At 56.6% G+C, this 10371-nt stretch carries 10 protein-coding genes; 3 read left to right on the top strand and 7 right to left on the bottom strand.

Going from position 1 to position 10371, the window contains the following annotated elements; translation table 11 throughout:
- Positions 1–329: hypothetical protein (locus ACN0VM_RS16210; protein ID WP_417451939.1), on the top strand; the 329-nt coding region annotated here is incomplete at its 5' end.
- Here ACN0VM_RS16210 and ACN0VM_RS16205 read toward each other — a convergent pair.
- A complete protein-coding gene (locus tag ACN0VM_RS16205; RefSeq protein WP_417451938.1) occupies positions 326–1093 on the bottom strand; it encodes a hypothetical protein in 768 nt (255 codons plus the stop codon). The genes ACN0VM_RS16210 and ACN0VM_RS16205 overlap by 4 nt on opposite strands.
- Positions 1094–1641: 548 nt before the next feature.
- On the opposite strand from ACN0VM_RS16205, the gene ACN0VM_RS16200 reads away from it, so the two are divergent.
- A complete protein-coding gene (locus ACN0VM_RS16200) occupies positions 1642–2091 on the top strand; it encodes a hypothetical protein (RefSeq protein ID WP_417451937.1) in 450 nt (149 codons plus the stop codon).
- A gap of 406 nt (positions 2092–2497) precedes the next feature.
- Here the strand turns inward: ACN0VM_RS16200 and ACN0VM_RS16195 are convergent, their stop codons facing one another.
- The 6 genes from ACN0VM_RS16195 to ACN0VM_RS16170 all read right to left on the bottom strand — a co-directional run bounded on the left by ACN0VM_RS16195 (position 2498) and on the right by ACN0VM_RS16170 (position 7371).
- Positions 2498–2803 carry a hypothetical protein gene (locus ACN0VM_RS16195; protein WP_417451936.1) on the bottom strand — a complete coding sequence of 102 codons (306 nt, stop codon included), beginning with the start codon at positions 2801–2803 and terminating at the stop codon, positions 2498–2500.
- Positions 2804–3014: 211 nt separating this feature from the next.
- The gene (locus tag ACN0VM_RS16190) at positions 3015–3428 is read right to left on the bottom strand and encodes a hypothetical protein (RefSeq protein ID WP_417451935.1); all 414 of its coding nucleotides are present in this window, start codon (positions 3426–3428) and stop codon (positions 3015–3017) included.
- A 411-nt stretch (positions 3429–3839) separates the two neighbouring features.
- Entirely contained in the window at positions 3840–4709 is an 870-nt protein-coding gene (locus ACN0VM_RS16185) for a hypothetical protein (RefSeq protein WP_417451934.1), read from the bottom strand.
- Positions 4710–4865: 156 nt separating this feature from the next.
- Positions 4866–5591: a hypothetical protein gene (locus ACN0VM_RS16180; protein ID WP_417451933.1), complete on the bottom strand. Its 726-nt coding sequence runs from the start codon at positions 5589–5591 to the stop codon at positions 4866–4868.
- A gap of 71 nt (positions 5592–5662) precedes the next feature.
- On the bottom strand, positions 5663–6769 hold the full coding sequence (locus tag ACN0VM_RS16175) for a FecR family protein (RefSeq protein WP_417451932.1): 1107 nt from the start codon (positions 6767–6769) through the stop codon (positions 5663–5665).
- Positions 6770–6771: 2 nt separating this feature from the next.
- Positions 6772–7371 carry an RNA polymerase sigma factor gene (locus ACN0VM_RS16170; RefSeq protein WP_417451931.1) on the bottom strand — a complete coding sequence of 200 codons (600 nt, stop codon included), beginning with the start codon at positions 7369–7371 and terminating at the stop codon, positions 6772–6774.
- A gap of 357 nt (positions 7372–7728) precedes the next feature.
- Between ACN0VM_RS16170 and ACN0VM_RS16165 the strand changes: the two genes are divergently transcribed.
- Positions 7729–10281 (top strand): TonB-dependent receptor domain-containing protein, encoded by a 2553-nt coding sequence (locus ACN0VM_RS16165; RefSeq protein WP_417451930.1) that lies wholly within the window; start codon positions 7729–7731, stop codon positions 10279–10281.
- Positions 10282–10371 lie beyond the last annotated feature (90 nt).

Below are 10371 nucleotides of genomic sequence, written 5' to 3'. Positions count from 1 at the left end.
TCATGGGTGACGGCTCCATGGGGGATCAGGTCACTGAAGGCAGCCTTGTTATCACGGCCGACCCCAAGGTGCATTTTGTCCCTATCGCGCCCGGCGCACTGTTTGTGCTGAAGCTGCCGGACGGGCGACACGTGCTGCGGCAATATGTAAAAACCGCTGGCGGGCAGGATATGCTACGCGCCGCGAAAGACGCCGCCGAGCCCAGCGAAAGCTTTGCTTTTTCCATCCTGCCGGATGCGCTTGTCCCTGAAGGACACAAGGGTCTTGGTATCGGGAATATTGTGGGCGGCGTGATGTGGGTACACACCCGGATGATCAAACCGCACTAGGGCTTGGTCGCCAGCACCGCGTTCACCTCATCAATCAATGCCTGCGTGCGCGGTGATCGTTTGCACCGCAACCGCATGTCCAGATAAAGGTAGGGATTTTCATCCAGCCGCATAAGGTCATCGTCGATATCAGGCTCGTTCAGGATAGCCAGTTCCCCCAGGGGGATCGCCTGCACCCGCCCTGACCGTAGCATGGCAATCAGGCTTTGGAAATTGGGGGCGTAGGTGCGCTCAAGCCCGGGGAATAGAACACGGCCCGTGATAGCATCCGCACCGTCGATCATGCCGTAACTCTCAAGCTGCTGAAAAGACGTGATACCGCTGGATTTCAGCACATAAATCCAGAAGGGGTTGCGGTAATATATCTCTGACGCGATATCCCTTTCCCCGTCCCCCTTTGAGGGAACGACGATGCAGGCGTCTGTGCTGGAAGCATACCGCCCAAAGGCACGCCTGAGCGGTACATAACGCACGTTTACCTGTGCGCCAAGACGCGCTAGCAGCGCCGTCAGGGCGCGCTCCGCCCCGGTGTTTTCGGCTAGCGCACCGCTGAAACTGCCCCCACCGCTGGTATAGTAGCTGATCGGACGATATAGCGTGATAGCCGCAGCCGTGTCACCGTGCGGCGTGTCGCCCCGGTCTGCCCGCTTCCCGGCATCATCCGTTGACGTCGAGAATGTTGTCTGCTCCAGCAGCAGAGACACACCGAATGCCAGCAGCAAAATCGCCAAGACCAACAGCGCAGTCAATCGTCTGAAGAGCATGCCATCTCCAAGACCCCCACGCCTGCAGTTTAACACCAAGTTTGTACGAGTGATACCAACCTTCGGTTTTTGAGAGCGATAAATATTTTCGTTTTTCGTAATTTTCGCATTGACAATAATTTACATTATTCGTAATTTTGTCTCACCAGCACCGACGAAAGCGGTGAGGTGAAGAGCATCGCCTGGGGCGCGTTTCTGCACGCTGCGGAAAAGCCGCATCCGGCACTGTGATACGCCATACGGCGCACACCACAGGCTCCAAACCCCCGGGATCCAGGCAACGGCATGCCCCCAAGGCCAGCCTGGACGCCACCTGCGGTTACAGCATGCCTTTGGCACGGCTGTATTCGCCCCACTGCTGCGTGCGGTTGCTGGCGCCTGCATAACGCTTCCCCGCCGCGCCCCTGTGTGGGCCGGGCAGGTGGTAAGCGCAGGCTTTGGTGCAGTTGCGACCGCGCCACGGCGGACAAGGGTTCCTCCCCCCTTGTCCGCCACGCGCGGCGCTGCGTACCTGAACAGAACGCCGCCCGGCAGAAAGGACTCCGCTCTTGCCGTCATCCCGCAGTCCCGACCGCTCATTACGTATTACGGCCGCTTCCCGTGCTTTGGGGCGGCGCCATCACTGGCGATTGGCCGCAGCACTTGCACCCGGCATCACGACCCTGACACTCAGGGGCTGGTTTCAGGAGTTTTTCATGGAGGGCCAGCGCCTGCCCGCAAACCCGAAACGCCGTATTTTATGGCTTGTTGAAGTGCGCTCAGGCTTCCGCGACCGCCGTGACAGTCTTGCTGTGCTGATGGTCAGCGCCGCGATCTACCGTGAGGCCATGCGCATCCGCCGTTTAAAACGGCTGGCACACCGCCTGCGCAAGACAGGACGACAGCACATCGGGTCGCCTGCGCCCGCACACATAACACCGCCTGAAAAAGCACCCAAAAAGGTGGCCGGACATTCCCAAAATGCCGCTGTCATGCGTCATAGGGACAGACACAGGTGAACCAGTTGCGGTTTCCCCCTTTTTTACCGCACCCGGATGAACACTTGCCCGCCCCCGGGCAGGACCTCGGCCCCAACGAAAGTCCTGACCTGCGAAGCTGGTGTTGCCTCCTCAAGTCCGGGCCGAGGGATCGGCTGGTGATCAGGCCGGGGAACCACCCTGAATGATAAGGGAGGCTCCCCGGCTTACCATATGGCGGTCACACTATCGCTATGGTTTATTATATTCACTTATTAGTGATATTGACGAACTTGCCTTTCCTTGTCGGGCTGCTTCCGCAATACTGAAAAGGCTGGGCCAATATCCCTTACCCCATCATCACAGACATTGGCCCTGGGGCGTTTACGCTAACCGCAAGCAACGACGCCGGGGGCTGTGGCCTTGAGCCCAGCCCCCACGCTTGTTTTCATGTCCCTTCAGCCGTTGACCGTGCATCCTGGTCGTCGCGGGGGGCACCGGGAACGAGCTTGCGGTCAAGCAACGCCATTTCCATTGCATACGCCTGCCTGAAACACACAATAATGGTATAAACAGTCAGCACCGCAGACAGCACATACCCAGCCTGCTGTACCCAGCCTGATGTGAACATGTAACAAACCGTGGCCAGCAACACCGCCACTTCAGAACACAGGAACACTGTCATGGCGACAGCGCCCGCCAGGGCACCGGGCTCCCACCGCCGACGCGCGGGCGCTTTTGTGAGGTCGGTCATGCTGCCCTCCCTTCCAGCAGGGCAGAGCGCAACGCATATGAAAAGCCCGGCACCGGGTGCCCGGCACCGCGACAGAGGCGCGGCGAACGAAAAAATAATGAAACCATGGTTATCCCCATGAACAGAATTGGTCTGACGGCCAAAAGCGAGCGCCCGAACTGGCTGCGCCGCGATTTGGCCTATGTGTGCAGTTAAATGTTGCTGATATCAGCTATCCTCGGGACGGGGGTGCCCGGGGCTGTGCCTGCGCACGGCCATACCGCGCATCTTTTATCACGCGCGGTAACGCGCCGTAACCATCACCCTGCACGAGCAAATCAAGTGCTGCGCCCGTGATCAGGCCGGGAAAAAGGTCATCATAGGGGTCCGTGTCGGCTGCACTGCCAGCACTGCGGGCTTGACCATTGTTATGCGGGGCTGTGTTCTGCTGCCGTGCGATGAACTGGGTGGTCGCGTTCGCAGCATCGGTGATGTGTTGTACCGGGCCGAAGTTTGCCGACACGCCTTCGCCGCTGCCCATGCGTGCGACCGGTGCCGGACCAGCGAGAGCGGCAAACGCCGTCATCACCACCACCAACAGGGTCAGGGCGAAAAAAGAGCGGCGGTGGTGAGGTGTCTGGGACACGTGGTCAGGTTCTTTCGAAATTGGGCACAGATAGGTCGTGCGCCTATGCCACAGGCACCTGTCTATCACCAAAAAGATAAGGGATGGTCAACCGCGAAACAAGGTCCATCGCGCGAAAAAGCAAACGGCGCCCCCGAAAAGGAACGCCGTATGGAAAGGTTAGCAGATATTACGGGCAAGCCACTGGCTACCCCTCTGTATTCTTATCCTCGCTCCTGCCGTTACTCGGGTCGTTGCTCGGGCCGTTCCGGTCTTTTTGCTGCTGGAGCTGTCATCACTCGGTGCTTGGTATGGTCACCATAGAAGCCCGCCATACGATCGTCTTGGCTGATGCGATAAAACGCATCCGGTATGCGGTAAACAGAAGGTTATGAATGAAACTATATCAGCGCTGCACCCGACACGCCGCGCCTACTCCGCACCTGCGGCCTTGACGACGTGCGGCGGCAGGAAACGCTGCGCCACCCCCTTGTCCCGCAGGAATACCTCCATCTTCTGCCGCATATGCGGCTTCGCCAGTACCGCATTCACCGCAGCCACAAAGGCTTCGTTTTTCCCGTTGCGGTGACAGACGATACCAACCCCTACCTTCAGCAAAGACAGGTCCGGGTTATAGGGCGGCAATGGGTGGCCGAGTGCCTGAAAAACAAATATATTATCCGGCAGCGAGCCGGACATATGGTCGACCCTGCCCGCGATCAGCATACGGGCTTTGGTGTTTTCATCCGTCGTGGGAACAAACCTGATATTATAATCCTTCAACACGACAGGAAGGGAGGAACCATTGGGATAGGCCACAGTGCGGTTTGCCAGCGCGTCCATGCTGGTCAACGGTGGCATGCCGGGGCGGCTGAATATATGGCTTTCCACCACCAGCATGGGCGAGGTCTCGATATATTCCTGCCGGTTATCTATATCCTGACCACGTCGGAGATGTTCAATGGTGGCGGGATAGATGCAGCTGTTTTCCAGTATTTCAAACTGCATTTTTGCGCGTTTATATGGCAGAGGAACATAAGCCCTGCCGTTTGCAGCAGCCTCGTCCGTGACAAGCGGCAGCACATGCCCAATCAGTTCATTGTAAAAACCGGTACCATCCAGTGCGAGCGTCATGCCCCAACTGGTGCCAAAAACAGCGTCGAGGGGCTCGCCAGCGGTCTCGCCCTCCGCACCGGCGTCTGTGCCGAAGGCGGCACCAGACAGGGGGGCGGGGAGAAGGGTTGCAGGCGCGGCACACAACACCGCCAGCATCGTGGCCAGAAAAATCGTCAACTTGCTCAATTACAGCGCCTTCGTCACTCCCGAAAACCGGTATATCAAGCATACTATCACAGATAGTGTTAACCACACCTTACTGCACGCCATCTTTTCCGCGCGCTGGCGCTGGTGCCGGCCTCAGGTTTGAACTTCTTGGCTGGCAAAAAAATGCCCGGCATGTTACCGGCAAACAAAAGCAAGACCGTGTTGCGCCCGCAAGCTTTCAAATTCAGCCAGCTTGCCCTGGCGACAATAATTGTTGGCGAGGTTCTGGATGATTTCTCCGTTGTCCTCAACTGCGTTGCCGTACAGGCGCGCGTCGAGAGCGAGAAAACGCTTTAGTGCGTCTTCCTCCAGAGCCAGTTCGCCTGTGAGGCCATAGAGCGAATAGAGATGTTTGAGGTAGCGGTGGCGACGATAGTCTTCATCCATGGTCGTGCCAAGAACAGCCATCGCGTCCTGCACCAACCGGATTGCCGAAGCATAATCTTTGCGCACGACAAGCCGTGCGTAATAAAACGCACGAGCCTCACGGGTCAGGACATGCGCTGGCCCAAGCAAGGCCCGCGCCTGATTATAGGCCTGTTCGACCCGCGCTTCAATTTCCCCAAGGCGCCCCGATTGGCTGTAAAAACCGGTTACTTTTAACAACGTCTGAATATAGCGCGGGGTATTTTGCTCGCCGCGCGCCCGCAAACCCTCCAGCGCCTTTTCGCCATGGCGAATTGCAAGAACCCATTTTTTCTTGTCCGCCGCACGGCTGGCGCGGTTTTCCGCTTTCTCGATTTTTTTTATGGTCCATTGAATAGTGGGACCGGCCCCAGCCCGCGCATCAGGTGCGGCATACAACAGCACAGACGTCACTACGGTCGCCAGCGCCATTATATAAACAAGCCTAAGTCTCACACATTTCGCCCCGGTCTCAATTATCGCGCGGTGCCCCACAGCAGGTGCTTACTCATCTTATGAAACAGGGACTAGAGCGCGATGGCAAGGTTTGATGCTGTGGTTTCCTGTTCCCGCTTGTCCTTAAAACTAATGATGATCACGCTATCGCGCTCAATCACGCTCACGGGGAAATTCACCTCAAGCCCTTTGAGGAAGGAAGCGACGTTCTGCGTGTTAATCGACCCGCCCACCATCAGGTCAGCCACATCATCGCTCGCGATAATGACTTCCTTGTCGACATAATACTGGATTTCACGCACAACAGTATCAAGGCGTTCAGCCTTGAAGTGCAGCATACCACGACGCCAGGAGGTGCGCTGCGCCAACTCTTCGGTGCTGAGCGTGGTAGTCCGAACACCGTCCTGGTCGACCGTCAGGTCACTGCCGACGGTAAGGGACACCGGCACCGGCAGCAACTCGGATACATCCCCTTGTGCACTAGCTGGTACGTTCTTCTTCACCTCGACCACGCCTTCCGTGACCATGACATTTGTCACGTCAGCACGGCGGCGAACATTAAACTCGGTCCCCACGGCGCGAACCACCTCATTGCCTACCACAACAACAAAGGGCCGGGCCTTGTCTTTCGAAACATCGAAATAAGCCTCTCCCTTTTCAAGCAGGATACGCCGTTCCTCAGCCGCCAGAGCAACAGAAAGGCGGGTATCGGTATTCAGTGTAATGACAGACCCGTCTTTCAACATGATAGTACGGCTTTCACCGACCCGTGTTTCGTAAGAGGACGACATCGGCCCACTGTCAAAAAAGGAAATCGATACGATAAGCAGTGCCATCAGGGATGCTGCAACGGCAGCCCCCCAGCCAAAGCTGCGCGGAGACGGCAGCCACCATGGACGCGGAGCTGCGGGGGTCTCTTCCTTTTGCTCCAGCAACGCAGAAAGATCAGGCGCCATTGCGGCGAGAAGTTCGCCGCCGTGTTTACCCGCAACGCTATCGAACGCCTTGTCCGCCCTGAGCAGGTCAAGGTACGCAATGGCAAAGGCTTCATTCTGCTCAAGCAGGGTTTCAAGCTCCTGTTGCTCAATATCCGTCATATCGCCCGCACGCTCACGTGCCAGCCACTTGCTGGCTTCTTCCATCACGTCTTCAAATGTTTCCAAGTCGCTTTTGCTCATTGTCAGCGGTCCGTTGCCTGTGACCTCAGCCTACTGCGGTGTACGGCAAGATCGGTGATGTTATTTGTCTCATTGGCGATGTCCACACCTGTGACCTGCTGGCTGTCTGCCAGATAGCGCGCGCAAACAAGAAGGGCCTTTGCGACATGATTTTCCACGGTACGAGGCGAAATGCCCATGCGCTGCCCAACCTCCTGATAACTGAGTTGCTGCAATCTATTGAGCAGAAAGGCCTGCTGCGCGCGTGGCGGCAAGGTGCGAACGGCCGCGATTACCTGTTTAAGTTCATCGCGCGCTTCGATGCGCTGGTCTTCTGCCGGACTGTCGCCGCCATGGACCAACTCGTCAAACTCTACCGTCGCGTTCGAATGCCGGTTCGCGCGGGTACGAAAATGGTTGATCACATGGTTTCGGGCAGCCGCAAACAGGTAAGCTCGCGGATTTTCCAGATCCTTGTCGCGCGTTGCCCGGAAGGAGTTGATAAACACCTCGTGTGTCAGGTCCTCGGCGGTAGAATAATTGCCCACATATCTGGCAATGAAATTCTGTACCTCTGGTCCGTACTTGCGGTATTGCGTTTCAAATAATGATTTGATCGTCATCCCGGTTGACCGCCACCTTGGGGCATGGGCCACCAACATATCGCCAGCGCCCAATGAAAAAATATTCTGTGCACTGTAGACACGCAGAAAGCAAAAATCCCCTACCCGCCACAGGCCTTTTTCGTATTTTTTGTAACTATATGCTTTATTTGGGGTTTTTGTGTATTTTTTTAAAAATCCCTTAGGGGAATTCCATGCCGCACGTGTTTCAAGCTCAGGTTCTATTAAAATTGCGTCCGGCAAGCCTGTTTCCTGATATAGCCTTTAATGGGTCAGGAGAACGCCACACCGAAAGGTGCGCCCGACGGCACAATCGATTTGCGGAACCTTTGAGGAAACCACAAAGGGGAACATCAGATGTTCGATTTAAAAACGTCAACAGCGTGTGTCGCGCTTCTCATCAGTGCCACGACGCCGTCCCTCGCGGATCAGGCAAAACTCTATAATATCACTATTGAGGCGCAAAGCCTTACGGAAGCACTTGCGCAACTTTCGGACATCACACAAATTCAACTTATTTATGCACCGGGTCAGGTTGAGGGCATCATTGCTGGCCGGGTATCGGGGCGCCTCAATTCCATCTCGGTTCTAGATGGGCTGCTGGAGGGCACCAATCTTGTCCACCAGAAAGTGGATGAGACCACGTATGTCATTCGCCCCCGCAGCGCCGGATCTGCCAGCTATAAGCGCACGGTGGCGGACTACCAGCAGCCGAACTCAGGCTATACCTTAATTTCCTATGGCGAAAATTACGAAGACAATATCTCTGCCCCCCTTGAGGACACAGCGGAACAGAGCGCAGACTATGTGCTGGAAGACATCGTCGTGACTGCGAACCGGCGCGAGCAAAATTTGCAGGACGTACCGCTTGCCATCTCCGTCGTGAAGCCGGACGAATTTAAAGGTCGCGGCCTTGTAACGCTCAGCGATATGTTGGCCTACACACCGGGAATGACCACCAACAACGAAGGCGCACCGCCCGGCCTTGGCACGCTCACCGCGCGCGGCGTGGGACAGTTCTCTCACTCCCCTGTCGTTGGTGTCTATATCGACGATGTACCGGTAAACTCCAACCTCAACTCCGAATTTTTCATTGATGCCTCTTTGCTTGATGTGGAGCGGATCGAGGTGCTGAAAGGCCCGCAAGGCAACCTGTATGGCTCCACGTCCCTCGGCGGCGCAGTGAAATACATCACTCGCAAACCAGCGCTCGAAGAATTCCGTGGTGATGCCTCTGCCAACGTTTCTTCCACCAAACATGGCGGTTTCAACCAGATATACAGCGGCCGTATCAGCACGCCAATCGTGAACGGCAAGCTAGGCATAACGGTATCTGGTTTCTATCAGGATGACGCCGGTCTTTTCGACTATGTTGACGGAGCGACCGGTGACGTACTGGCAGAAAACGGCGACACCTATGAACGCTACGGCTATGCTGCGGACCTTTACTGGGCAGCGTCCGACCGCTTCGGTATACGGATGAATTATACCCGGCAATCGACAGAATGGGCCGGTAGTGGTGTCTCGTATCTGAACGCAGACTATGACGCCGCACTTGGCAATTACCGCACCACGGGCAACCCGGATGACGTTCAGACCATCAAGACCGACCTTTTGAGCGCCACGATCAACTATGAATTCGACTGGGCAACGCTGACGTCTGTAACCGCCTATATGGACAGCCCAAAACTGTTCCTCGTAGACCAGAACAGCGCGGGCGTGATGGCCTTTATCAATAGCCTTGAAGGCCACCCTACCAGCACCGACACCGGCTTCCCGACCCGCACCACCACAGGCTATGAAAAAACCGTGCAGGAACTGCGCCTCACGTCAGAGATGAGCGACAGTTTCGAATGGATTGTAGGCCTCTATTATACCGATGAGGATGCACCAACGCAGGCCCTGGGCATCTCCACCCCGTCGGAGTGGACGGTGTTCGATAGCTCGACGGTGGATTCCTATAAGGAATATGCGGCTTTTGCCAATGTGAAATATTACCTCACTCCTGACCTTGATGTGACAGTCGGGGGGCGGATCAGCCGGCAGAAAGTTGGCCTTGATACGGTGGTGACGGGCCACCCTGCACTGGTGGGTGCAGGCGGCGCCTTGAATGCGGAGGTCAAGGACACCGCAGACACATGGTCTTTTGCCCTGAGCTATCGGCCAAATGAAGCCCTGTCACTTTATAGCCGGGTAGCAAGCGGTTTCCGCCCCGCACGCACGAACCCGCCGGGCGCCCCTATTGCCTCGCTTGATGTCAGTTCGGATAGCCTCTGGAGCTATGAAGTCGGCGCGAAAGGCTACGCGGCTGAGGGCAAGATCGCCTATGATATTGCGCTCTGGTATATCGACTGGGCTCAGTTCCAGACCCTCGTGCCTATTTTTGGTGCCTCCTATATCGGCAACGCAGACCATGGCTTAACGGCAAAAGGCTTTGAAGGATCGCTCACGCTAACACCGGTTGATGGCCTCTCCGTTGTCTCGACCCTGGCCTATACCGATAGCAAGCTTGATGAAAACGAGCCGGTGATCTTTGGCCTCAAGGATCAGGCGGTGCCTGGCCTCGCGAAATGGAGAGCATCAATGAACCTCCGCTATGATTTTGCCCTGTCTGGCGATGTCATGGCACATGTTGGGGGCGGCTTCCGCTATTCCAGTGCACAGAAGGGCGCGTTCGACAACGGCGATCCTGCCTCCCCGTCCTTCAGCTTCCCAGGCGAGGAATATATCCTCGCGGACATGAACGCAGGCCTCACCTTCGCCGACAATTATTCACTCAGTGTCTATGTGACCAACCTGCTGAACGAAGTCGTCTATACATCAGCCTCCTACGACAAGATTGTAGGTACGCCGACCGGGGTACCGGCCCGGCCGCGTACGGTCGGCGCTGTCCTGTCGGTCAGCTTCTAGGCTCAGGCACATATTCTTTACTCCCGCATGCTGCCTGTCCCACGCGGGCAGTTGCGCCCCGGAGGTGGTGTTCTCTTTTCCACGGAAGAG

The organism is Kordiimonas sp., assembly GCF_048260245.1.
Lineage (GTDB): Bacteria > Pseudomonadota > Alphaproteobacteria > Sphingomonadales > Kordiimonadaceae > Kordiimonas.
This window is presented reverse-complemented; position numbering and strand designations above follow the sequence as displayed.

Coding starts and splice junctions, on each gene's coding strand:
- ACN0VM_RS16165 (WP_417451930.1), top strand. CDS start 7,729: ATGTTCGATTTAAAAACGTCAACAGCGTGTGTCGCGCTTCTCATCAGT.
- ACN0VM_RS16175 (WP_417451932.1), bottom strand. CDS start 6,769: ATGAGCAAAAGCGACTTGGAAACATTTGAAGACGTGATGGAAGAAGCC.
- ACN0VM_RS16195 (WP_417451936.1), bottom strand. CDS start 2,803: ATGACCGACCTCACAAAAGCGCCCGCGCGTCGGCGGTGGGAGCCCGGT.
- ACN0VM_RS16170 (WP_417451931.1), bottom strand. CDS start 7,371: ATGACGATCAAATCATTATTTGAAACGCAATACCGCAAGTACGGACCA.
- ACN0VM_RS16205 (WP_417451938.1), bottom strand. CDS start 1,093: ATGCTCTTCAGACGATTGACTGCGCTGTTGGTCTTGGCGATTTTGCTG.